24 protein-coding genes and 2 pseudogenes are annotated in these 21,897 nt (G+C 40.2%); 10 read left to right on the top strand and 16 right to left on the bottom strand.

The genetic code is table 11. The annotated features are described in order from the left end of the window. Nucleotides 1-46: 46 nt before the first annotated feature. From FK004_RS03760 to istA, 5 genes are all read right to left on the bottom strand, one after another. On the bottom strand, nt 47-889 hold the full coding sequence (locus tag FK004_RS03760) for an STM3941 family protein (protein WP_108736052.1): 843 nt from the start codon (nt 887-889) through the stop codon (nt 47-49). Nucleotides 890-964: 75 nt separating this feature from the next. Continuing rightward, complete coding sequence (locus FK004_RS03755) at nt 965-1,741, bottom strand: alpha/beta hydrolase (protein ID WP_108736051.1); 777 nt, start codon at nt 1,739-1,741, stop codon at nt 965-967. Between the two features lie 185 nt (nt 1,742-1,926). After that, entirely contained in the window at nt 1,927-2,370 is a 444-nt protein-coding gene (locus FK004_RS03750; protein ID WP_108736050.1) for a GNAT family N-acetyltransferase, read from the bottom strand. Nucleotides 2,371-2,761: 391 nt separating this feature from the next. Then, nucleotides 2,762-3,973: an IS256 family transposase gene (locus FK004_RS03745; protein WP_108735429.1), complete on the bottom strand. Its 1,212-nt coding sequence runs from the start codon at nt 3,971-3,973 to the stop codon at nt 2,762-2,764. A gap of 124 nt (nt 3,974-4,097) precedes the next feature. Further along, nucleotides 4,098-5,033, bottom strand: a complete 936-nt coding sequence (gene istA, locus FK004_RS03740) for an IS21 family transposase (protein ID WP_108736049.1) — start codon at nt 5,031-5,033, stop codon at nt 4,098-4,100. Nucleotides 5,034-5,274: 241 nt separating this feature from the next. On the opposite strand from istA, the gene FK004_RS03735 reads away from it, so the two are divergent. Both FK004_RS03735 and FK004_RS03730 read left to right on the top strand, forming a co-directional pair. Further along, entirely contained in the window at nt 5,275-6,024 is a 750-nt protein-coding gene (locus tag FK004_RS03735; protein ID WP_108736048.1) for a tyrosine-type recombinase/integrase, read from the top strand. A gap of 43 nt (nt 6,025-6,067) precedes the next feature. Beyond that, nucleotides 6,068-6,442 (top strand): hypothetical protein, encoded by a 375-nt coding sequence (locus tag FK004_RS03730; RefSeq protein WP_108736047.1) that lies wholly within the window; start codon nt 6,068-6,070, stop codon nt 6,440-6,442. A gap of 52 nt (nt 6,443-6,494) precedes the next feature. Here the strand turns inward: FK004_RS03730 and FK004_RS03725 are convergent, their stop codons facing one another. Together FK004_RS03725 and FK004_RS03720 are read right to left on the bottom strand one after the other, a co-directional pair. Next, nucleotides 6,495-6,794, bottom strand: coding sequence for a helix-turn-helix domain-containing protein (locus FK004_RS03725; RefSeq protein WP_108736046.1), 300 nt, complete (start codon nt 6,792-6,794; stop codon nt 6,495-6,497). Between the two features lies 1 nt (nt 6,795). Further along, nucleotides 6,796-7,134 (bottom strand): type II toxin-antitoxin system RelE/ParE family toxin, encoded by a 339-nt coding sequence (locus FK004_RS03720; protein ID WP_108736045.1) that lies wholly within the window; start codon nt 7,132-7,134, stop codon nt 6,796-6,798. A gap of 176 nt (nt 7,135-7,310) precedes the next feature. Between FK004_RS03720 and FK004_RS03715 the strand changes: the two are divergent. The 5 genes and pseudogenes from FK004_RS03715 to FK004_RS03695 form a co-directional block, all read left to right on the top strand. Continuing rightward, nucleotides 7,311-8,267, top strand: a pseudogene (locus FK004_RS03715) (RHS repeat-associated core domain-containing protein); the annotation flags it as partial. 10 nt (nt 8,268-8,277) lie between these two features. After that, on the top strand, nt 8,278-8,769 hold the full coding sequence (locus FK004_RS03710) for a hypothetical protein (protein ID WP_108736043.1): 492 nt from the start codon (nt 8,278-8,280) through the stop codon (nt 8,767-8,769). Nucleotides 8,770-8,922: 153 nt separating this feature from the next. Continuing rightward, nucleotides 8,923-9,243, top strand: a complete 321-nt coding sequence (locus tag FK004_RS03705; RefSeq protein WP_108736042.1) for a hypothetical protein — start codon at nt 8,923-8,925, stop codon at nt 9,241-9,243. Nucleotides 9,244-9,367: 124 nt separating this feature from the next. Further along, nucleotides 9,368-9,628: a hypothetical protein gene (locus FK004_RS03700; protein ID WP_108736041.1), complete on the top strand. Its 261-nt coding sequence runs from the start codon at nt 9,368-9,370 to the stop codon at nt 9,626-9,628. 127 nt (nt 9,629-9,755) lie between these two features. Next, nucleotides 9,756-10,448: a hypothetical protein gene (locus tag FK004_RS03695; protein WP_108736040.1), complete on the top strand. Its 693-nt coding sequence runs from the start codon at nt 9,756-9,758 to the stop codon at nt 10,446-10,448. A 137-nt stretch (nt 10,449-10,585) separates the two neighbouring features. Here FK004_RS03695 and FK004_RS03690 read toward each other — a convergent pair. After that, nucleotides 10,586-11,116: pseudogene (locus FK004_RS03690) on the bottom strand (IS3 family transposase); the annotation flags it as partial. Nucleotides 11,117-11,167: 51 nt separating this feature from the next. On the opposite strand from FK004_RS03690, the gene FK004_RS03685 reads away from it, so the two are divergent. Further along, a protein-coding gene (locus tag FK004_RS03685) for an IS3 family transposase (protein ID WP_420358875.1) occupies nt 11,168-12,342 on the top strand; the annotation gives its coding sequence in 2 pieces (ribosomal slippage) (nt 11,168-11,435 and nt 11,435-12,342; 1,176 coding nt in all). Here FK004_RS03685 and FK004_RS03680 read toward each other — a convergent pair. Together FK004_RS03680 and FK004_RS03675 are read right to left on the bottom strand one after the other, a co-directional pair. Continuing rightward, nucleotides 12,339-12,728 carry an IS3 family transposase gene (locus FK004_RS03680; protein ID WP_108736038.1) on the bottom strand — a complete coding sequence of 130 codons (390 nt, stop codon included), beginning with the start codon at nt 12,726-12,728 and terminating at the stop codon, nt 12,339-12,341. The genes FK004_RS03685 and FK004_RS03680 overlap by 4 nt on opposite strands. Further along, the gene (locus FK004_RS03675; RefSeq protein ID WP_108736037.1) at nt 12,725-13,024 is read right to left on the bottom strand and encodes a transposase; all 300 of its coding nucleotides are present in this window, start codon (nt 13,022-13,024) and stop codon (nt 12,725-12,727) included. The genes FK004_RS03680 and FK004_RS03675 overlap by 4 nt, the downstream gene beginning before the upstream one ends. 32 nt (nt 13,025-13,056) lie before the next feature. Between FK004_RS03675 and FK004_RS03670 the strand changes: the two genes are divergently transcribed. Together FK004_RS03670 and FK004_RS03665 are read left to right on the top strand one after the other, a co-directional pair. After that, on the top strand, nt 13,057-13,494 hold the full coding sequence (locus FK004_RS03670) for a hypothetical protein (RefSeq protein WP_108736036.1): 438 nt from the start codon (nt 13,057-13,059) through the stop codon (nt 13,492-13,494). Further along, nucleotides 13,491-15,869 carry a hypothetical protein gene (locus FK004_RS03665; RefSeq protein WP_108736035.1) on the top strand — a complete coding sequence of 793 codons (2,379 nt, stop codon included), beginning with the start codon at nt 13,491-13,493 and terminating at the stop codon, nt 15,867-15,869. The genes FK004_RS03670 and FK004_RS03665 overlap by 4 nt, the downstream gene beginning before the upstream one ends. Nucleotides 15,870-15,964: 95 nt before the next feature. On the opposite strand, the gene FK004_RS03660 is transcribed toward FK004_RS03665, so the two are convergent. The 6 genes from FK004_RS03660 to FK004_RS03635 all read right to left on the bottom strand — a co-directional run bounded on the left by FK004_RS03660 (nt 15,965) and on the right by FK004_RS03635 (nt 21,891). Then, on the bottom strand, nt 15,965-16,786 hold the full coding sequence (locus tag FK004_RS03660) for a hypothetical protein (RefSeq protein ID WP_108736034.1): 822 nt from the start codon (nt 16,784-16,786) through the stop codon (nt 15,965-15,967). A gap of 134 nt (nt 16,787-16,920) precedes the next feature. Next, nucleotides 16,921-17,607 carry an XAC2610-related protein gene (locus FK004_RS03655; RefSeq protein ID WP_108736033.1) on the bottom strand — a complete coding sequence of 229 codons (687 nt, stop codon included), beginning with the start codon at nt 17,605-17,607 and terminating at the stop codon, nt 16,921-16,923. Between the two features lie 18 nt (nt 17,608-17,625). Then, on the bottom strand, nt 17,626-18,237 hold the full coding sequence (locus FK004_RS03650; RefSeq protein ID WP_108736032.1) for an SMI1/KNR4 family protein: 612 nt from the start codon (nt 18,235-18,237) through the stop codon (nt 17,626-17,628). Between the two features lie 20 nt (nt 18,238-18,257). Continuing rightward, entirely contained in the window at nt 18,258-18,971 is a 714-nt protein-coding gene (locus FK004_RS03645; protein WP_108736031.1) for a DUF6882 domain-containing protein, read from the bottom strand. 50 nt (nt 18,972-19,021) lie between these two features. Continuing rightward, on the bottom strand, nt 19,022-20,095 hold the full coding sequence (locus tag FK004_RS03640; protein ID WP_170108540.1) for a hypothetical protein: 1,074 nt from the start codon (nt 20,093-20,095) through the stop codon (nt 19,022-19,024). Between the two features lie 11 nt (nt 20,096-20,106). After that, nucleotides 20,107-21,891, bottom strand: coding sequence for an HSP90 family protein (locus FK004_RS03635; protein ID WP_108736030.1), 1,785 nt, complete (start codon nt 21,889-21,891; stop codon nt 20,107-20,109). Between the last annotated feature and the right edge of the window lie 6 nt (nt 21,892-21,897).

Here is a 21,897-nt window from a genome sequence, read left to right as displayed (position 1 = left end):
CCGGAAGGATTACTGATAGCCCTTACCCGGAATGGTAGGTTTCTTTTTAGGCCTCTTCTTCTTCGAGGGTCAGCCCGTTGTATACTTTCGGGGTATCCGTGTGCAGCATCAGGTATTCGCCAATGGCATCTTTGGTCCCCTGGTTGGTGACGACACCGGTAATGGACAGCGTATGGTCTGCGGTGGCTGCCACCTGCAGTTCGGCAATGACAAATTCGGCATCCAGCATCTTTTGAATTTCCATAGCGTATTCATGAGCTTTGTTGGCTGCGGCTACTTTTTCCTGTAGATCTTTGGGCAGTGGGGTTCCGATGGCTTCGATGGTTTCCGCTTCGGTATCGCGGTAAGTGGCCAGTCCCTGTTGCAATTCGGATTCCAGCAGTTCAAAGGTGGTATCCAGTCCCGTGACCGAGAGGGTAACCGGGCTGCCGCACTGGCGGAGGTTGGCTTCCATCGTTTTGCGTTTCAGGCCATGGGCCTGGCGGGAGAGGTAGGCCGCGGGATCCTGTAACAGGACTACAATAAAGCGGTGTTTGGATAGTGCTCCTGCTGGTGTTTTATGTTCCCTGATTTCGGTAATGTCGGACCAATGGATGCGTCCAATGGCGACCGCACTGCTATGGTCGATAATGCCCAATGCATCGATGACCAGGGCGGGCTTGGGGGTGAAGAGCTTTTTAAGCGCATAATAACTGCCAAAACTCCCCATGAGCAATGCCAGTATTGCGATCCCATTCTTGAAATACGGATTATCGAGGAAAACACTTTGCGTATCGGGCTGGAAGCGGAGCATCCAGATACCACAGGCTAGGAACAAAAAGGCAAAGCACAGCAGCTTGATCAGTTTCAGGCGGCTAAAATGAATTTCTATTTTCTTTGAATGTGTCATGATCGTAGTGTTCAGCGTACTGTAAAAATAAACAGAAATTCAGGAATACCGTCCTCGTAGTGCTACCGAATTGTGCTATTCCTTTAAAAAACCTAAAATATAGTTTTGAATTTCTTCTTTTTGAGCAGCTGTACCCTTATCATCCATATCGCTATGGTTGGTTTTGGGCAGGGTAATAACCGTGATGCCGTATTTTTCCTGTTCAGCTTTGGTCGGGATTACCCATTGATCAGCAGGAAGGTCGGTCGAACGAAGGGAGTAGATCTTTGGGGTGCTCACACGTGGCAACAACATCCTGCGGTTGTCCAGCGAAATGGCTTTTACAATATCTTCGGGATGCTGTGCGGCAAATAACATGGTCATGTCCCCGCCATTGGAATGCCCGATAAGGGTGAGTTGGTTGTAATTCATTTCCGGGCGGCTGAATTTTAAGGATTTCAGGACAAAGAGCAGGTTGTCCGATCCGCGTTGCCAGTTGGGTTTGCGCACCTGCTGCAGGTCGCCTGTCATCGGGAGCAGTTCGTCGCTGGGCAGTTCATGTTGCAGGCTCACGACAAAATACCCGTGGGACGCTAAAAAAGTAGTGAGGTAGGAGTAGGCCAGGTAGTCACCGCCTTTATTGGCGCCATAGCCATGACTGAAGAATACGACCCCTTTGGTGGGTTTGCTTTTGCGATTGTAGTAATAGGCCACCGGGATAGAACGATCCCGGGCCCTGTCAAAAAGGACGAGGGTATCCGTTTTTATGTTTTCCAAGGGGGCCGCCACATCAGGAATCCCCGATTTGCTGCTGCTGCAGGCGGTGAGTAATAGTCCCAGAAAAAGGACAGCAGAAAAAAGGAACTGTTTCATGTATAGCATATTCGGTGATCAAGACCCGATGGGGGCAAATATAGATTTTTAAGGTAACGGCAGGACCGACTTTGGATAGATGTTAACATTTTTTCGGTTTTTCTTCATGTTATAGTGTGTTGAGATTATCAAGGTGTACCCGCATACCATTTCACTTTCACTTTTCCCTTCTTACTTTTTACCTCTTACTTCTCCCCCTTTAGATCACAAAAGTAAATGATTTCCGGATCGTTGGGATCCAGGTTTTCGATTGCCCCACTGGCTTTAAATCCGGATTGTGCCAATAGATTTTGCATGGGAATATTGGACTGATTGGTACTGGTGAAAAGCTTGGGTTGCGTACAGTTTTGTTTCAAACAGGAGATCAGCTGTGACCCCAAATGCATTCGTCGGTATTTCTGAGCTACCATGAGCATTTCGATAAAAGCATTCCCAAAGAAATGGTAGTGCAAAACGCCATAGGCTATAATGCTGCCTTTTGTTTGCATGACATAACAAGTATTGGCTTCGATCCATTTCCGGATCTGGCCAGGCCGTTGCTTATCGTACGGAATGGTGGTGTCAAGCCCTATCAATGCTTCAGTATCTTCTGCTTTACCCAACCGGATTGTTATAGCGGTTTGTGTCATAATAAGGGGGATTGTACTGAAATTATATTCAAATTTACCAAATCTTTTTACCGGGCTTTGTATAGTATGGTCTGCAAGCCCATTCTGTACCCATTGTACTCATTTTCGTCGTTATTACGACACGTCCCCCGACGTATATTTTGGCGTCCCCGGACGTGTCGCGACCACACCTGTGACGTGTCGCGACCACACTTGGGACGTGTCGCGACCACACCTTGGACGTATCGCGTGCACACTTTGGTGTGGTCGTGACCTCGAATGAACGTGTCCGGTGCACACTTGGGCGTGGTCGGGAGCACGGTTTGGTGTGGTCGCGACCTCGAATGAACGTGTCGGGAGCACACTTGGGTGTGGTCGCGAGAGACTGGTCGAAATTTTGTGTAAACAGTTCTTAGTGTTTAATATTACACCTTTCTCCAAATATGACCAAGAACTGATTCATGATTAATCCCCAGCTTGGTATTGCATTTATCCAGCTTTTTTCACAATTTTGTATTGCTAAATAGACTGATTTCTTGACGCTTTTTTCATCTGGGAACTGCACTTTTGTTTTGGTATATTTTCTAATTCCCCTGTTTAAGTTTTCTATTGTATTTGTGGTGTACATTATTTTCCTGATTTCAGCAGGATAGGCCAAAAAAGGCATGAGATTTTCCCAATTCTTTTCCCAGGAGCAAACGGCATATTTATATTTTGCTTCCCAGTTTTTTTTAAATTCAGCCAGAGCTAAAACGGCTTCTTCCTGATTTATTGCAGTATATACTTCTTTCATTGCACTGCAAAATGCTTTTCTATCCTTAACTACTACAAACTTAAGGCTATTCCTTATTTGATGAACAATGCAAAGCTGGGATTCTGTATTTGGAAAAACACCTCTGATAGCTTTTGTAAATCCGGTAAGGTTATCTGTACAGGCAATGAGAATATCCTTTACTCCACGAGATTTTATGTCAGAGAGTACAGTCATCCAAAATGAAGCCGACTCTTCTTTATTTAGCCACATTCCTAATACTTCTTTCTTACCATCTGTTTTTAGTCCGATTACAATGTAAATTGCATGGTTTTCATATTTCCCATCTGTTCTTACTTTCATATGCACAGCATCCATCCAAACAATCAGATACTGTGGTTCTAAAGCCCTTTTAGTCCATAAATCAACATCAGCCAGTATTCTATCAGAGATGGTCGAAATCGTGGACTCACTTACTGATATCCCATAAACTTCTTTAACTTGTTCTACAATATCACTACGGGTCATTCCACGACTGTACATTCCTAAAATAGCATCTTCAATCTTTTCACTCATCGATTGGCCTTTTCCGATGACCTGAGGCTCGAATTCACCATTTCTATCCCGGGGAATAGCCAGGACCATATTGCCCAAAGTCTCTGATTTTATATTCTTTGAGAAAGAACCATTACGGCTATTGCCTGTATTGTATCCGTCAATATTATGCTTCTCATATCCCAGATGAGCATCCAATTCTCCCTGGAGTAGCTGTTCAATGCCTTGTTTATACAGGTCTTGAAAAAAAGTATGGAAGTCTTCTTTGTTTTTAAATTGCTTTGCAAAATCTTTGGGTAATTTACCATCTTCGATCATAATCCGCTCTTTTTAAATTATTTAAATGTAGTTCTTTTAAATTCTATACTTAATGATCTGTTGTTTTTTGGCTAAGCCTTAAAATCTCAAATCAAATTAAAATCAATTTCTACGTTTACACAATCTAACGACTACTCCTGGAATAAGGGCGTCCTGTCAGTTTTCTGTTATTGTGAGAGTCAAGTAAATCCCAGATCTGCTGGTTTAATTCTTCCAGAGAAAAGAACTTAGTTTCTTTTATGGTTACATAAATCCTTCGATATAATATCTTAACAGCTCCTTCAACTAGTGACTTGTCTCTGGGCCTGTAAGCTCTGGCAGGTAAAATTGTGGTTTCGTAATGTTCTGCTAAATCAGCCAGGGTTTCATTGATTGTCGGTTCAAAACGACTGCTTTTTATTACGGCAGATTTTAAATTATCTGGAACAATGGCGGCAGGAGTGCCTTCAAAAAAGCGCATGGCATTTTCTACCGAGTCAACAAAGTTTTCCTTTTGCTGGCTCATGGAAGCTTCAGCATACGTGTATTGGCTAGCGCCCAATATTGCTACAAAAAATTGTACTTCTTTGACTTCTCCAGTATCTATATCAATAATTGAGAGTGTCTTTCCGGCATAATCAACATACATTTTATCACCAGCCTTATGGTTCATATGCATGACCGGATTAACTCGTTTGCCCCATATATTGTAATGATAATGAAATTGTGAAGTTCGATAACCATCAGGATTTACAGCAATATATTGTTCCCACATATGCTGTACGGTAACGCCAACTTTTTTTAGTTCACGTTCCATTTTAGGAAAAAAATCATAAAGTGTCTGTAATCTCGGGCTAATGGCCTCTACACTAGTCTGGGAGAATAAAAGTTCCAGCTCTGCATCGGTTTTTTGGTCGATTAATTCAAAGCTTAATTCGAGAACTTCAAATAAAGAAATATATTTCTTTACCGTATTTCTTGAAAGGGATAAGTAGCTACTTATAAATAACTTACTCTTTCCATTACAATAGAATTTAATTACTTTTCTAATTTTACTCATGTCTGTTATTTTGTTTGCCATAATCCGTAAATTTTTAACGAATGTATGGTTCTAACAACATGAAAAAATCAATAGTTTTTAATACTTAATTCACCACAAAACTTGGTGGTCAATTTGCTCCGGAATTAGGTGGTCAGTTTGCTCCGGAACGGGTGGTCAATTTACTCCGGAATTAGGTGGTCAAATTGACCGGTTTTTCCAGTACACCATCAATAATTTCATCAAGACCCATCCGAAGGCAAAGAAATACAAGTACCAGAATATGGTAAACTTTCTTGCCGATGTGCGCCAGAGCTATCCGAAAAATATCCAGACCAGCATCAGGATAATGGCTGCAATCAAGAAGTATTACGACTACCTCATCTTTATCGGGGAACGCAATGACCATCCCTGCCAGACCCTGACCGTGAAGAAAGGAAGTGGCCAAAGCATCCAGTTACAGGATTTGTTTTCCAGTAAGGAATTGGAATTGCTGTTGCATCGGGAAAACAGGTACAGGCATCTGGAGAACCGAAACAAGGTACTGATATCACTGCTCATCTATCAGGGGCTAACCAGCGATGAACTCACACGGCTCGATACCGACAACATTGATTTGGACAACGGGACGGTTTATGTCAAGGGTTCAAGCAAGCTCAACAGGCGAACCCTGAAATTGGATTCAACCCAGATTCTGCTTTTCGACAGGTACATCAACCAGACAAGGGGCGAAATGATGAAACGGGTTGCAAGGAAGAGCAATAAGCTACTGCTGAATAAGCTGGGCCAGCCCATTTCCGTCGAAGGCATCTTTGCAGTCATCGAGGTATTGAATCCGTTATTTCCCGACAGAAAGCTGAACCCTAGAAGTATCCGAATGAGCGTGATTTCAAATTGGATGAACGAGAAGAAACTGCCCTTGGAAAGCGTTCAGGAACTTGCTGGACACAAATGGCCAAGCACTACCGAAAAGTACCGAAAAATGGATAATTTGAAGCAACGGGAGCTTATCAATCGTTTCTTTCCTATCTGAATTTCGGCAAAAGCAAATAGTAACAATTTAAAATTAAGTATATATGAAACAACAAAAATTACATTACTCACATTTTGTGAAAGCAGATGCCTTTGGTGTCAATCAGATTAACGTTGCTGCATTAAGGGACAAATTGAAATTAAATGATAATGAGATTCAGCTGATGCTGACTTTAGAATCAAGGTTTTCCACCGTTGAAGAAAAACTGCCTGTTTTAAAAGATGGAGTTGCGACAGGTAAAATGGTATTTTGCGACCCGATATGCATTGCCCTTTACTATACGTATAGCGGCTGTGAAATAGCTTTAAAAAACGGACTGTTCCTAGAATCTGCTGCCACAAATGTAAAGGAACTTATAAAGTCGATATTTAATAAATACGATTCTGAAAAGTTTAATTTATTGCTTAGGGGCAAATAAAAAAAGATAGCCAAGTAAAAAGCCTATCAGGAAAAAAATAGGCTTTGATTTTCTACAGGAAGGTCAATCCGATTCTTTTGTTGAGACCAATTTCAAAAATTCGGATTAAGGTGGAAAGCTGGATGTTGCCCTTGCCGTTTTCCAATTTTGAAATGTAGCTTTTTTTAGTCCCAGTCTTTTCCGCCAGTTGCTCCTGTGTCAGTTTGGCTTCCTTGCGAGCTTCTTTTAACATTTCGCTGATAATGAACATTTGGGAGCCTTCCTCATACTGATTTCTGCTTTCAGTTCCGAGCCTGCCATGTTCCGCTTCAATTAGCTGGTCAAATGATTTTATTTTTTCGTGCTTTTTCATCTTATAATCCTTTTTGGTCAAAATATTCGGTCATCAATTTTAGTGCCTTTTCCAATTCTCCCTTTGGCGTCTTCTGGTCTTTCTTCTGGAAACCGTTAAAGAGAACCACCAATTTCCCTTCATCAAAACAGCAAAATATCCTGTAGATATTAGACTGGTATTCCACCCTTACTTCATAAAGACCGTCCGTTCCCGTTAGATGCTTCAAGAATTTATCGGGTACCCTATCTACCTGTTTAATGAGTTCGAGAACATATTGGATTTTTACTTTTACCTTTTCATCCTGCTTCTGATAGAACTCAATAAAATAGTTTTCGTGAAAAATTATCTTCCGTGCCATATTGCAAAGTTATTTTAAAAGTTAACATTCTGCAAATATATTTTACTTATTATCGAGAATATTTAACAATTAGAACTATTTTCGTAACGTAGAAAAGTTCTTTGAAACATGTAGTTTTTAAATTGACCGCTCATGCCTGTGTGAGGTAGGGTTTAAAAGCTTATCAGTACAAGTATAATGGTCAGGAGTTGCAGACGGAGCTGGGGTTGAACATGACGGCGATGGATTACCGCCAATATGATAATGCCATAGGGCGATTTAACAGTATGGACGCCTTATCAGAACTGGGAATGTCAATGACCCCTTATCAGTTTGGGAATAACAACCCAGTATCTTTTAGTGACCCTACGGGTTTGATTGCGGGGGGAAATCCGTTTATGAATGGGCTTTGGAATAATAGTCCAGATAATAAAAATACAATATGGACGAATAACGGATATGGTTCTTTTGTGAATCAATCATATACCGGAATGGTGGATATTCAGGGCGGAATGTATACGGATTTGACGGAAGTGGTTAATTTACCGGAAATTTCAGTAACTATTCGTCCGGGTGGTAGTTCTATAGCAGGGGATGTGATTCGAACCCATGTTTATAGAAATAGCCCTTTTTATAATTATATTTGGGAACAGGGTAGAGAACGACAATTGGAGAGTTTCCAGAAAATCCTTGAAGGAGTTGGATTAGCTCCTGGTATTGGTGAATTTGCTGATGGGCTTAATGCTATTATTTATGCTGCCAGAGGCGATAAAGTAAATGCTGCTATTAGTACAGCTTCGATGGTACCTTTTTTAGGTTGGGCTGCAGTGAGTACTAAATATGCGGTTAAGGCTGAGGCTAAACTTTTAACACAATTTACTAAAAGTACAATTGATGATGCAGTATCAATCGTAATGAAAGACCAAAATAAATTAGAACATTTGTTCCCTGCAAAACATAATTTAGGATCTTTAGTAAATCAGTTAGGAGGACAGGAAAATACAGTTAGAGCAGTATTGAATTCTGCAAATGGAAAATTACCAGCTAATGGTTTATTTAAAGATGTTCCCGTTATTGTAAGTGGACAAACTGTATATTTAAGAGGGAATGTCGTTAATGGCGTTCCCAGATTAGGAACAATGTTTATACCTTAAAATATTACTTATGAATTGGAAAGAACAATTTGAGAATGTTGAAAAACAATTTGGTCAACATGCAGAGCGTGATTGGAAGCCCGTTATTGATTTAGTACAAAATGCTATTAAAAATAATCCTGATGATGTTGAAGCCTATATTAGAACTATTTATTTATTACATAATGTTTTAGTTGAAGAGGACTATACAGCTTTAGAACATGATTATATGGCTGAACTATTAAAAAAATATTTTAATCAATCTTTTTTTAAATTCAAAGAAAACACAGAATATTTATTCTTTATTGGCAAAATACTTCACATTTCTGAATGGTATTTTGGATTAGATGATGATATAAAATCTAATGATGAAAGCTTAGCCTTTAAAATGCAAAAAAAAGCTTATGAAAATGAACCTGAGAATATTCTTTTCGAATGGGCTTATCGACTTTCCTCAAATGATGCTACAGCAGTAACTTTGGCAAAAAAATACTTAACGATAGTGATAAAATACAATGGTTAAAATCAAAGGGATTCCCAGGATCTTATTTTTTAGAGCATTTGGAAGCATGTGCTCAAAAATAGGATGATTTTTATCCTAAACATTTTTCAAAATAGCAAGTTGACTAACTTAACAAGAATATAAATTTAAAAATAACTATTCCTTTCCGCTTCGATGAAAAGACCGGAAATTCATAAAAATTCTAAAGTTAAAGCAATGAATAAAGGCAAATTAGATTGGATTATTGACCAATATTTATTGGAGAAAATTGATGAGTCAACTTTCTGTAATGAGTACCACAATTTATTTGTTAATGAAATGGACGTAAGTACGTTTACAGATATTGAATATGTTATCTTTTCTAACTTAAGTGATATATCCCAGCGATTTACAGAATATAAAGAAGATTTTAAATTGTGGAAAGGATTTGTTACAGCAGAAGAATTAAAACAAAAAGTAGTCGAGACAAAAGCAAGGTTAAAAGAACAAAAATAAAAGAATGGATAAAATTAGTACCTAAAAGTCAGCATACAATAGGCAGTTCTTATTTGCAAACTCTATATCCAGAGGCGGTAAGGGAGGATTTGCAATATGGGGTAAATAATTAAAATCTTTAAATATGAAATTAGTTAATGTAGTTAGTACTATTGATTCGATAGAAGATGATTATATAATTTTCCAAGAAGACATCGAAAAGTTTGATTCCAATGTCTTGCTTTCTTATGCAGAAGATGGAGAAATAAAAGAAAATAATCGGCGAAAATATCATTATTTGATAGAAGTTTTTTTGGCAAAAGAATTTATAATAGATTGGATTCAAAGTCTTAATTATAAGCTCAGAAATGATGAGATTGCAAAAGGCTGTTCTATTATGCTATAAATGATGCATAAACAAATTAGTTTAATAGTAATAAAAAGTAGGAATTAAAATAGATATCGGTTCTTCTTGTTTTTAGATATCATGTTTTATATCTAAAAGATTTATTGACGGAAATTTAATTAAAGATATGAAATATTACCAAATAGGAATCTCTGCGGAGCCCAAAATTATCGGTGTCAAAAACGGTATCCATCAAGTTGAAATTAACAAGAATGCAATGGAATTAGATGAGCATTTTAAAGAATTTTTAAGTTTTTTCGAATATAACAATGATGCTTTTTGGAAAAACCAAGCAGAGATTCAAAAAATTGAGATTCCGGAAATTTATGCTACAATGTTAAAGAAGGCAAAGGTCACTGATATTATGAGATATACTCCTAATATTTCCTTTTTGTATTCAATACATAGTCAGAAATATATAGATATTTTAAAATTGTTTAAAACACCCGACTTAAGCCTTTTTGAAGTTAAAATAGAAAATGTTTTTGAGAAATATTTTCTTCTTTTTTTTAAGACTATACTTTTGGAAGAAATCAATTTTGAGAAGTCTCTTCTTTTTACGGGACATGAATTATTGAATAATATGAAATTTCATAATATTAAAAATTTAGATGAATATTTCGATTCAATGAAAGAGTTCCCTCTTATAAAATTTAAAAAAATTTCGATTCCGAAATCATATTCAAATTTGGATGTTATAAGGATAAGGCCTACAGTAGCTCCTTTCTATTCGGAAAAACTAATTGATACATTACTGGATTTCGGGATTTCGGAACTTGAACCCAAATATAAAAATAGTATAACGCTTGATTTCTGTTAGGAACGAATAGGAACATATAATCATTTATGTGTCATGTCTCAATAACAATCCATAAAAGATATGAAGTATTATCAAATAGGAGTTTCTGTTGAACCCAAAGTGATTGGTGGATATGCAAACAAAAATTGCACAGTAAGTTAAGCTACATTTTTGTAATTAATTTGATTGTTGAATTCTTCAATAGTTGCATAATTTAAAGCAGAATGCCTTCTTTTTCTGTTGTACCAAATTTCAATGTATTCAAAGATTTCCAGTTTCATTTGTTCTTTAGAAATGAGTTTGTTGCCATAAATCAATTCCGTTTTCAAAGATTTGAAGAAACTTTCGGCTACAGCATTATCCCAGCAATTTCCTTTACGGCTCATACTGCGAGTTATTTTTTTATAGGAATCAAGAACATTTACAAACTTTTTACTGGCATATTGGACACCTCTGTCGGAATGAAAAATCAAACCATTTTTAAGATCTCGGTTTTTAATTGCCATTTTCCAAGCTCCAAGTGTCGTTTGCTCAGTGCTCATTGCGTTGCTCAAACTCCAGCCTATAATTTTTCTGTCGTATAAATCCATAATAGTGGTCAGGTATACAAATCCCTCTTTAGTTTGGATGTATGTAATATCTGAAACCCAAACCTTTGATGGCATTTTTACAGTAAACTCTCTGTGGACATGCTAACTTAGCCTGCATTGAAAGTTAAGAAATAATCTTAATTTTAATCTATGAAACAAGTCCGCAAAATTTACGACAAGGCTTTTAAGGAAAAAGCCGTTGAATTGAGTTATGATAGAACAAATGTATCAGAACTTGCCAGGGAGTTAGGAATAACAGCCCCCCAGCTTTATAAATGGCGTAAAGAACTCCAGGAATTTGGAGAAGGAAGTTTTCCTGGAAAAGGAAATTTAAAACTAACTCCCGAGCAAGAAAAAATCCATGAACTGGAGAAAAAACTCAAAGATGCAGAGTTAGAACGTGACATATTAAAAAAAGCAATCGGCATTTTTTCCAAGAACGGTCGATGATTTATAGTTTCATTAAAAACAATGAACAGCTATTCCCGATTGAAAAAATGTGCAGAGTTCTACAAGTAAGCAATGGAAGTTATTACCGATGGAAAAAACAAATAAATACTGCAAGACAGCAACTAAAAAGCGCCATAAAAAAACAGATAGCATTGATTTATTTTCAAACCAAGCAACGATACGGGAGTCCTAGAATAACATTAGAACTTCGAAGCATTGGTTATAAAATTTCAAGAGTTACAGTTGCAAAGTATATGAAAGAACTTGGCTTGCGAAGTAAATTAAGCAAGAAGTTTAAAGTAACAACCAACTCTAGTCACAATTATTTAGTTGTCGAAAATGTATTAAACAGAGAGTTTACTGTAAAAATGCCATCAAAGGTTTGGGTTTCAGATATTACATACATCCAAACTAAAGAGGGATTTGTATACCTGACCACTATTATGGATTTATACGACAGAAAAATTATAGGCTGGAGTTTGAGCAACGCAATGAGCACTGAGCAAACGACACTTGGAGCTTGGAAAATGGCAATTAAAAACCGAGATCTTAAAAATGGTTTGATTTTTCATTCCGACAGAGGTGTCCAATATGCCAGTAAAAAGTTTGTAAATGTTCTTGATTCCTATAAAAAAATAACTCGCAGTATGAGCCGTAAAGGAAATTGCTGGGATAATGCTGTAGCCGAAAGTTTCTTCAAATCTTTGAAAACGGAATTGATTTATGGCAACAAACTCATTTCTAAAGAACAAATGAAACTGGAAATCTTTGAATACATTGAAATTTGGTACAACAGAAAAAGAAGGCATTCTGCTTTAAATTATGCAACTATTGAAGAATTCAACAATCAAATTAATTACAAAAATGTAGCTTAACTTACTGTGCAATTTTTGTTTGCATATCCACTGTTTAATACATTTTCGACAACTAAATAATTGTGACTAGAGTTGGTTGTTACTTTAAACTTCTTGCTTAATTTACTTCGCAAGCCAAGTTCTTTCATATACTTTGCAACTGTAACTCTTGAAATTTTATAACCAATGCTTCGAAGTTCTAATGTTATTCTAGGACTCCCGTATCGTTGCTTGGTTTGAAAATAAATCAATGCTATCTGTTTTTTTATGGCGCTTTTTAGTTGCTGTCTTGCAGTATTTATTTGTTTTTTCCATCGGTAATAACTTCCATTGCTTACTTGTAGAACTCTGCACATTTTTTCAATCGGGAATAGCTGTTCATTGTTTTTAATGAAACTATAAATCATCGACCGTTCTTGGAAAAAATGCCGATTGCTTTTTTTAATATGTCACGTTCTAACTCTGCATCTTTGAGTTTTTTCTCCAGTTCATGGATTTTTTCTTGCTCGGGAGTTAGTTTTAAATTTCCTTTTCCAGGAAAACTTCCTTCTCCAAATTCCTGGAGTTCTTTACGCCATTTATAAAGCTGGGGGGCTGTTATTCCTAACTCCCTGGCAAGTTCTGATACATTTGTTCTATCATAACTCAATTCAACGGCTTTTTCCTTAAAAGCCTTGTCGTAAATTTTGCGGACTTGTTTCATAGATTAAAATTAAGATTATTTCTTAACTTTCAATGCAGGCTAAGTTAGCATGTCCAAATACCGAAGCGGCAAAATATATCGGAACGATGAAAGACTATCCCAAACCACTCGATATCGCGTTGCCATTATTCAGCTGGGCAATTGTCCAGAATCCGTTTGGGAAAATCAAACTGATCAATGGCGTGCGCAATGCGGAATTGCAGAATAACCCGGACTTGTATGAGCCTGAGGAGCAGAATTTCTACCGGGTCCTCAAGCCGCATTACCTGAAAGGAATGTGGCTGAATGCCGGTTTTATGATTAAAGTGGAAGAAGTAGAACAGGCAACACTGCAGGAAGCTGCCCAAACGCTAAAAGCACAACTCAACCAGGAATCGACTGAAATTATTTTTTACCATTTGGATTACGACCTCCAACAACGATACCCTGCCGATATAATACAACAATTGCTAAATACCTTTGCCTCATGATTTCAATACGCTATTACCTGCTTTTCTTTGTTTTTTGTATTCCTGTAGAAACTTTTATGAATGCCTGTGGCGGTGGCGACTGGGATTCTGAATCGACCTATTATAACCTTTATGACCAATTGCTGATTGGGGATAAAACCCTGTCTCCTTTCCTGCTCACGTACAGCAATAGTTTCTTTGGGGAGCAGTATGGCGATAAGATTACAACAGGTGATGAGAATATTGCTGCCTGGAAAAAATTCGGTTCGGATGACAAACAGCTGTCTGCTTATTCAGATGACCAATGGAATGACTTAATATACAAAGTACTTCCCGCAGCCCTGATCCAGTATAATCCGACCACGAAAAAGGCGAAAGCAACTATAGAGTACCTCAACTATGCGAAAACACTGGAACCGTATGCGACGGCACAGGGATATGAATGGGAGGGACACCGTGGTGAAAAACCCGATGCGGCGACCTATCAAAAATTAGTGGCAGAAGGCATAAAGGGTTATAAAAAGGCAGGCTATAAAGAGTTACAATTGCGCTATGGCTACCAATTGGTGCGTTTGGCACATTATTATGGAGAAAATGAACAGGCGTTGTCTTTCTTTGACAAATATGTCGCTGCCGTTGGTCTGGAGGATATATTGTATTATTATGCTTTGGAGCAAAAGGCAGGCGCACTAACGAACCTGGGGCGTAATGCAGAGGCTTCCTACTGGTTTAGCCGTGTTTTTCACCATAGCACTACAGATAAAAAAAAGAGTGCTTATTTGAGCGTTAAATTGCAAAATGAACACGATTGGGAAGGTGCGCTGGCCTATTGTAAAAAAGATAGTGACAAGGCAGCACTTTATGCAATGCGAGGATATAATGCCTTTAACGATGAAATGGCCGAAGTTGCCAATATCATAGCCGTAGATCCAAATTCACGCTATGCGGAACTCCTTGCGATACGCTACCTGAATAAGGTGGAACGTGCGATACAAACCCCGGTTTGGTATTATGGGCAGGAAGGGAATGACACTTCTTTTATGAATCCTTCTCCGGCGCTCCTGAATGAACTGGCGAAAGCTGAAAATGTAGCAGCCGGATTGCTGACACAGAGAACCTTAAAGCGCAAAGCATTCTGGCAGGTATATAGTGCGCAGTTGGCTTTCCTGCGACGGGATATCCCCAAAGTAAATGCCCTATTGGATCAGGTAAAAACCACCGATGCGGGATTGCTGAAACAAATTGGAAGAACACGCTTTAATGCTTTCCTGGCTGATTTGAAAACCCTCGGTTCGGCAGAAGAACAAAAAATACACGATTACCTGAAAGCGCATACTGAAGACAAAGATTATATTTATGAAGTGGTAGGCCACCTGTATAAGATGAACGGACAGGATGCCAAAGCATTCCGGGTACACAATACGATTCCGGACCTGTATGCCAATCCGAATAGTAAAATAGTGAATGACCTGATTCGGGCGTATGAAAATAAAGAGCCTTTTATCTTTGTTACCGATGCCAAAGACATTTCCACCCCAAAGGAAATCCTGGCAGCATTATACGATTTGAAAGGGACCTATTACTGGCGTTTGGCCAATTACAAAGAAGCACTGGCCTGGTTTAAAAAAGTACCGGACGATTATGAGGCGGTTCATTACCAATACAACTATGATTCCGGCACAGCACAATATGTGAAAACCCAGTATTTGAGCCTCGATTTTAATGGGTACAGTAATATCTCCCGTTTGTTGTTTAGTAACCGGATCAACATGCGATTTGATTTGCCTGCAAAAACGGTTTTTAGCGATACGGTGGTGCTGGACAAGGCTTTTGCTTTTATCCCGGCAAAAATGAACAAGAAAAAGTTAGTGGAAGTGTTGCTGCAACTGGAAGCACTGGCCAAGGAGAAAACGGAAACCGGTGCGCGTGCCAATTACCTGTTGGGGAATTATTACCAAAATATAGGTGCAGTGGGCTATTACCGTAACCTGCCGTTTTATGAAACGACCAATTACTGGCAATCGGATTTATATGCCTCCTGGACCAAGAATACGACCCCTGAAGCCGTAAAAGAACGGTACAACTACACTTATTTCGGTTATACCCGAATGATTGTTGACAACAGTGCCCGTACGTTACAGTATTTCAAAAAAGCGGTGGCCTATAGTGCCAATACTGATTTCCGTGCCAGAGCGACTTTCATGATTGCTTCCTGTGAGCGTGATGCCTATTTTGGAACGGATTACAAAACGTGGTATAATATGATCCGGGAACGGGATAATAAACTGTTTCACTATTTTGATGTATTGAATGACGAATACAGCCAGACGAAGTTTTACAAAGAAGCCCTTTCTAAATGTAAATACTTTGATTATTATACCCGAGGAGAAATCTAAAGGAATCTGTTTTAATCGTATTTCAGTACTATAAAAAGCCCGAATATTTTCTTAGAAAACATTCGGGCTTTTTGATTTTAGATGATACAGTTGATTTATCCGCAGGACCAGTCGAACTTGTCATGGAGCAGGTCAATTTGCGCTACGCCATCACCGCCCAGGTTGGCATTGCCAAAGACCTCATCAAATTCAAAATAAAAAGGGCTGAAGTCGGGTTCGCCTTGTGAGGGTGAACTCGTGCCGCCGAAATGGCTTTTTCCAAAAAACCGATCGTCCAGGTCCAGTGCTCCGGCTTTTGTGGTAAACAAAGGAACATAGGCATTTTCCTCTTCTTCATCCGGAAATTCGGTGATGTTCTTTCCAACATTTGGATCATTGGTTCTTTCGACAAGTGTAATGTATTTTGCAGGGGAATTTTGTTTGTAGGCATTGGTGCCATCAAAAGTCTCGTATCCCGGATAAATCCCTATTGCAGGATCCGGTACCGCAGTGGAAGTACTCCTGAATTCAGCTTCTGTCAGCCAGATCAATGCCCAGCCACCACCGATGAGGTCTTCAAAGTACTGTTCCTGTGGATGTTTGTTTTGGGTATAATCGAGTAAAGCCTTCCAAAAAGGAATCGCCGTTGCAGGTTCTTTAAAGGTTTCGGACTCAAATAGAGCGGCCACATCTTCAATAGTATCCGATACATGGTCATCCGCATGGAAAAGGCTTATGGCCATATACTCACTCCCTTTGGTACGGTATTGTTCGGGTACCAATAGCGTCCAGATATGTGCCATGGGCTCTCCGTTGCTTCGCCCTCTTGGCCATTGTGTAGTGCTAATTCCGGTCGGAGCACCACAACACCAGCCTTCCCCGGTGTTGGTATTGTTTGCGCTAAACGCAATGTCATAGGCAATAGTTGGTTTTTCCATGCTGTAAAGATGTAAAAGGGTAGACTGTTTGGTTTATGAGAAGTGTAAAAATACATTCCGGATTTTACGATAGGCTACTGAAAAGGACAAAAGAATGTCAGGATACGACATTTGTCTTTTAGAGGAAAAACACCTTACTCTTTGTAATATGTTTTGATCGGGTAACTTTTGCTTTTGCTGACCCATTTCTTTTTGACCCATTTGCGGGTGGTCACAATCACCTTTTCGCCACCTTGTGCATCTTCTTCCAATTCGGAGACCAATACTAAGCCTTTGTTAGGGACGACTTCATATTGGGAGGTCATGTGCCAGCAGCATCCGCTTTTGGAAAAAGTGGTGATGCGTTTCGTTTTGGGATCGGCATAAAACATGCCCAGATTTTCATAGGCTAAGGCCGTCAGCTCATCGCTAATTACCAGCTGTTTCCGGGTTTTATTATATACATAAACATCATAAGAGGGTCCGCCATAACTGCTATTATTCCCATTGCGTACGGCAAGGTCTTCGGTGCCGTCAAAATTAAAATCCTGAAAGATTAAAGGGCTTTGCTCATTATACAGCTGTATGATATTTACGCTGGGCTGCTGGTCATTGTTCAGGAAGAAATACAAATCTTCGGACGTCAATGCCTGAAATAGTTTGCCTGTTTGTTTGTCGGTAAGGACAATCGTTCCTTTGCCTTCACAGGTGCCATCTGTGCAATTTTCCACAGTAATCACAGCATCATAATTGGCAGAGCCACCACTAAGGCTAAACTGCTGTTGCGCATGGGCTAAACTACCGGATATAATCAGGGCTAATGCGGGTAGGAATTTGTTCATTAAGGAGGGGATTTTCGGTTAGCTATTGTCAAAAACAGAACACCATTCGGGATAATAATGCCCAGCCCATTCCTTCATTTTTGGGAAATACCAGTTCGCTACTTCCGGATGCAGGCAGAAGCCATCTTCATCATCTACGATAGGATCTTCATCGGCCATCAGCATTTGGTGTTGTGCGGCACTACAAAGCAGGAATTGCCCGATAGTAGCTGCCCGGCTTTCGCCATATTCCCAACTGCCCGCCCCGTGTTCCAGTACCAGTATCCCGTCTTCGGGTTCTTGCAGGTCGATCAGGATCGGGTCGCCATCTTCATCACCAATAACGAAAAAACTGGCTTTCCAGTCGCTTTCAATAGGCGATTGGCTCTTTTCGTCATAATTGTATCCGGGTTGTAGGTACTTCAAACGGTCAATACCATAAAGCGTAATCGTGCTACCAACATTGGTAAAGTCAACATCTTCATCGGGCACTGCAGTACGGATGTATTCCAGGAGGCTATCGGGAAGGTCATCCTTAAATTCTTCTTGAAGCCTTTGGATATGGTTACTGTGATCGTTTTTTCCAAAAGGAAACGGCTCTTCGGGATCCCAAAAAGACGGAATGAGTTGTAGGGCGTTTGCTAAAGTCATGGTTTTTTTAGTGTCTAGGATTATCCGTTAAGTTGTGTCATTCTGGATTGGGAATCAAATGCAGCGGTGATCTGCTGTCCGTTTTTTGTAGCGGTTACCGATGCTTCATCTGCTGTAAGGCTATATCCTTTATGTTCGAGGTAGCTTTGTAATGCAGTACGGTGATTGAGATCAAACAGCGAAATAAGCTGTGGAAAAACACTAAGGATGCGGAGCTGTTCCGCCGCACTGTCCAGCGTTTTGGTATCGAATTCCAAAGTGACCAGCAATACCCCTTCTCCATAATCGGCTAAGTAGTAAGCTCCGGAGTCAAAAATTCCGGACGCAATCATCCCGATACGGTGCAGGTCATTGATTTCTGCCTTGTATTGCGGCATATCCAGGAGATCGATCTTTTTTTGGGTGCCAAAATCCTGCAGGGCTTTAGCCTGTACAAGGTGTTTGGGCGGAATGTCAGTTTGTGTATTGGCCCAACCCCATAGCCAGGTTTCTGATGATCGGGAAAAAGAACCCAATACCTGTACCGGTAATGTGACCGATCCAAATGTAATTTCTCCTTTGGGAATATCGATATTCCAGTTGCTTTCGCCAATAAGCTCGTGTAAGTCACGTTGTTTGTCTAAGCCAATGCCTCCAAAAGCCTCGAGCAGTTCCTGCTCGGTAGCATAAGGAAGTCCGGTAATGTTGTAATCAGCGGGGCTTGATTTGCCGAATAATGATTTAAAAATTCCCATATGATCAGGTTTTAAGGGCTATAAATAAGTTAGTGAGGCAAAAAAGTGCTTTAGACAAGCACTTTTTTCAATTGGGTGGTAAAATTGGTATTTCCGTTGCGTTGGTCAAACTGAAGGCTGCGTTCGGTAGCTTTATCACGGTAAAAATCGAGAAGGCTTAGCACCGTATATCGGTTATCTGCAGTAAACAGCGGATGCTCTACCGGTAGTGTCAGTGTTACAGTCTTTTTTGGATCTTCCTTTTGCAGGGCTTCGGTCATATAAAGGGCAAAGAAAAATTCACGGCTTTTCTTGGAATCCATCGCCCATGGTACATATTTTTCAAAATAATGCCAGCCTTTATCGGTATCGGTATGGAAAAGATAAACGATCAGGAATCCGATAGCAGTAATTAACATGGAGTCATAGGTACGGTCCTGCAGGTTTTCTTCGGCCTGTGCAAAGAGTTCCGCGGCTTTTTCGTGCTCGTTATTTTTGATCGCCATATAACACAACTGGCAAAAGGTAACAATAGGGACATGCGCACAGGTGTATTGTTTTTGCAAAAGGGGTAATGCTTTTTCATAAGCGGCAGCAAAATTGCCTTCTTCGATGAGGTGGCTCACTTCGCTATCCATTTCGCAAGCCCTGCAATCGCTGAGTTCATCAATAGGATGGGCATTGACCAAATCGATGTATTTCCTGATTTTTTCCTGGTCTGCCTGTGCCAGTGCTTCGTGCAGCTGCTTGCTGTAGTACGAGCGCAGTCCATAGCCCTGTTCTTTCAAGCGGCGCTTGAAGTCTTCGAGTACATTGCCAATCTGCTCCAGGGTTACGTCCGGATTGGAAAACAGCTCATTGATGATCCATTTGTATTTCCACAGCAATTCATCGGCGGCATAGTTTTCGGGATCTTCATCATAGGTGTCCAGCATCCAGCTGAAAGCAGATACAAATTCGTCGCGTTGCACCATGCCCCAGCCTTTATTGAGCAATTCGTCCCGCAATTCGTACCCAAATTCAACATCATCGTTGGCATCGGCAATCGCAATGGCTTCTAATAATAGTTTGACCGCATCTTTAGGATGTATGTTTTCCTGGTCAGCACGGTTGATTAATTTTTGTATTTCTAAAGTATATCGCATGGGGTTTAAGCTTAAAGATTGATAAAATTTTCCATTCCCATAATGACCAGGTTATGGAGGGCTTCATTGAACAGGTTCATTTCGGTATCGTTTACCGGGTACTTTCCGAGCAACAAAGCCTGAACGTATAAAATGTGGATGATAGATGGAAAAACATAAGGGTCTTTGATCCCAATCATCCGTTCGATCAGTTTATTGTCGGCATTAAAGCACAACACGGGACGTGATTTTTTCTGGTTTCCAAAAGCGCCTAATGTGGCGGACAGCGGATTGGCTGTATTGGGCGATTTATTGTTTTTGAGTGCGCTGTTTTCCTGTGGTGCCACATAGATTGCAGCGGTATCTTCGGGTGTAAAACGTTTCAGGTTACAGGTACATCCGAGTTGTTTTAGTACTGCAGCAGCACGGTTCTCAAAATCGGCCAATTCCGGGTCGGCACTCACATCTACGGTACGGAAAGTACTCAGCAGGCTACCCGGTGAAATTGTCTCGATGGTAAGCTCCGGTTCCAGGTGGCGGATTTTGCGGAGCAGTTCTTCTTCAAAGGTATAGGCGGCATTAATAACCAATATACCATGCGAGCCTGCAATGCGGCGCACCTGCTTAAAGTCATCAATATTGGGAGTGTAATAGAATGTAGTTCCTGCTTCCCGGATATTGCGGAAGCTGCGGATGCCTTTATTGGTTTCAAAAGGCAGGTCATCGATAAATACCCGCAGTAATTCATTGTCTTCTGCTGCAATCGCTTTCAGGTGCAGGTAATGCGTGGCGATGAGTTTGTGGTAGACATCGGGATCACTTTGCCCAATGGTCTTGAGGTAATCTTTGATGGACTGCCCGATTTGCTTTTTGGCCTGCTTCAGGGATTCATTATAAACCAATGCCTCGCGTGACGCCGTGGCATCAAGCGTATTGGTATTCAGGATGCAACGGATGAAGAAAGCCCATTTCGGTAAAAGCCCACAATCATCATCACTCAAAAACATATGTTTCAGGTACATTTTATGGGATTGCTTGCCCGAAAATTGTGTTTTATAAGGAACGATATACGCCACACCACTGATTTCTCCAGCTTCAGACGTAATCGGGAAAGCATCCAGAAAAGTCGTGTTGAACGCTTTACGGCCATAGGCCAAAAGGGTTTCTTTGGGGGTATTCGGATCCATCCATGGAGTTCCACCTTCATTGATCCAGTCGGCAGTTGCTTCGTGGTAGAGGTGGATCGGCATGGGTAACGCCTCGCCATAGTAGTCGAGGTTCTTGCGAAAAACATCATATTGGAACAAGTGGCGAAAAGCCTCTTTGGGCAGCAGGATCACCTTGGAACCGATAGGGCGTTCTTCGGTTATCGGCGTGATGTAATACGTACCATCTGCTTTTCCGGTCCATCGTACGGCAGTATCGCTAAAGGCAGACCGGGATTCCACGATAATTTCATCGCTGACCACAAAACAGGAGAGTAGCCCAATTCCGAATTTTCCGATATAATCCTTGGCTTCGAGGGCATCCCGTTTGGAACTTTCCCCGATTACAGACAGGAATTTATGGATTTCTTCTTCCTTAAGGCCAATGCCATTATCCTCAAATACCAGTTCCGCCCGATGGCTGTCCGGCAAATGAATGCGGATGTTTCCTTTGTGGTTTTCATCAATAGTACGCAATGCGGTGATGGCATCCACACCGTTTTGAAGCAATTCGCGCACAAAGGTGTTAGGATTGCTGTATAAATGTTCGGATAAAAGGGAGATCATACCTTTCAGGTTCACCTGAAAAAGGTAGTTTTGATTTTCTTCCATATTATT

The sequence above is a fragment of the Flavobacterium kingsejongi genome (genome assembly GCF_003076475.1).
Taxonomy (GTDB): domain Bacteria; phylum Bacteroidota; class Bacteroidia; order Flavobacteriales; family Flavobacteriaceae; genus Flavobacterium; species Flavobacterium kingsejongi.
Note: the sequence above shows the minus strand (reverse complement) of the source record. Positions and strands in the feature narration are given on the sequence as shown.

Excerpts from the sequence above, each read along its gene's own strand:
- FK004_RS03655 (WP_108736033.1), bottom strand. The coding sequence starts at position 17,607 with ATGAACAAATTCCTACCCGCATTAGCCCTGATTATATCCGGTAGTTTA.
- FK004_RS03705 (WP_108736042.1), top strand. The coding sequence starts at position 8,923 with ATGAAAAGACCGGAAATTCATAAAAATTCTAAAGTTAAAGCAATGAAT.
- FK004_RS03670 (WP_108736036.1), top strand. The coding sequence starts at position 13,057 with ATGCAGGCTAAGTTAGCATGTCCAAATACCGAAGCGGCAAAATATATC.
- FK004_RS03745 (WP_108735429.1), bottom strand. The coding sequence starts at position 3,973 with ATGATCGAAGATGGTAAATTACCCAAAGATTTTGCAAAGCAATTTAAA.
- FK004_RS03730 (WP_108736047.1), top strand. The coding sequence starts at position 6,068 with ATGAAACAACAAAAATTACATTACTCACATTTTGTGAAAGCAGATGCC.
- FK004_RS03695 (WP_108736040.1), top strand. The coding sequence starts at position 9,756 with ATGAAATATTACCAAATAGGAATCTCTGCGGAGCCCAAAATTATCGGT.
- FK004_RS03725 (WP_108736046.1), bottom strand. The coding sequence starts at position 6,794 with ATGAAAAAGCACGAAAAAATAAAATCATTTGACCAGCTAATTGAAGCG.
- FK004_RS03650 (WP_108736032.1), bottom strand. The coding sequence starts at position 18,237 with ATGACTTTAGCAAACGCCCTACAACTCATTCCGTCTTTTTGGGATCCC.
- istA (WP_108736049.1), bottom strand. The coding sequence starts at position 5,033 with ATGGCAAACAAAATAACAGACATGAGTAAAATTAGAAAAGTAATTAAA.
- FK004_RS03720 (WP_108736045.1), bottom strand. The coding sequence starts at position 7,134 with ATGGCACGGAAGATAATTTTTCACGAAAACTATTTTATTGAGTTCTAT.
- FK004_RS03700 (WP_108736041.1), top strand. The coding sequence starts at position 9,368 with ATGAAATTAGTTAATGTAGTTAGTACTATTGATTCGATAGAAGATGAT.
- FK004_RS03755 (WP_108736051.1), bottom strand. The coding sequence starts at position 1,741 with ATGAAACAGTTCCTTTTTTCTGCTGTCCTTTTTCTGGGACTATTACTC.
- FK004_RS03710 (WP_108736043.1), top strand. The coding sequence starts at position 8,278 with ATGAATTGGAAAGAACAATTTGAGAATGTTGAAAAACAATTTGGTCAA.
- FK004_RS03640 (WP_170108540.1), bottom strand. The coding sequence starts at position 20,095 with ATGCGATATACTTTAGAAATACAAAAATTAATCAACCGTGCTGACCAG.
- FK004_RS03735 (WP_108736048.1), top strand. The coding sequence starts at position 5,275 with ATGGTAAACTTTCTTGCCGATGTGCGCCAGAGCTATCCGAAAAATATC.
- FK004_RS03635 (WP_108736030.1), bottom strand. The coding sequence starts at position 21,891 with ATGGAAGAAAATCAAAACTACCTTTTTCAGGTGAACCTGAAAGGTATG.
- FK004_RS03645 (WP_108736031.1), bottom strand. The coding sequence starts at position 18,971 with ATGGGAATTTTTAAATCATTATTCGGCAAATCAAGCCCCGCTGATTAC.
- FK004_RS03680 (WP_108736038.1), bottom strand. The coding sequence starts at position 12,728 with ATGATTTATAGTTTCATTAAAAACAATGAACAGCTATTCCCGATTGAA.
- FK004_RS03750 (WP_108736050.1), bottom strand. The coding sequence starts at position 2,370 with ATGACACAAACCGCTATAACAATCCGGTTGGGTAAAGCAGAAGATACT.
- FK004_RS03660 (WP_108736034.1), bottom strand. The coding sequence starts at position 16,786 with ATGGAAAAACCAACTATTGCCTATGACATTGCGTTTAGCGCAAACAAT.
- FK004_RS03760 (WP_108736052.1), bottom strand. The coding sequence starts at position 889 with ATGACACATTCAAAGAAAATAGAAATTCATTTTAGCCGCCTGAAACTG.
- FK004_RS03675 (WP_108736037.1), bottom strand. The coding sequence starts at position 13,024 with ATGAAACAAGTCCGCAAAATTTACGACAAGGCTTTTAAGGAAAAAGCC.
- FK004_RS03665 (WP_108736035.1), top strand. The coding sequence starts at position 13,491 with ATGATTTCAATACGCTATTACCTGCTTTTCTTTGTTTTTTGTATTCCT.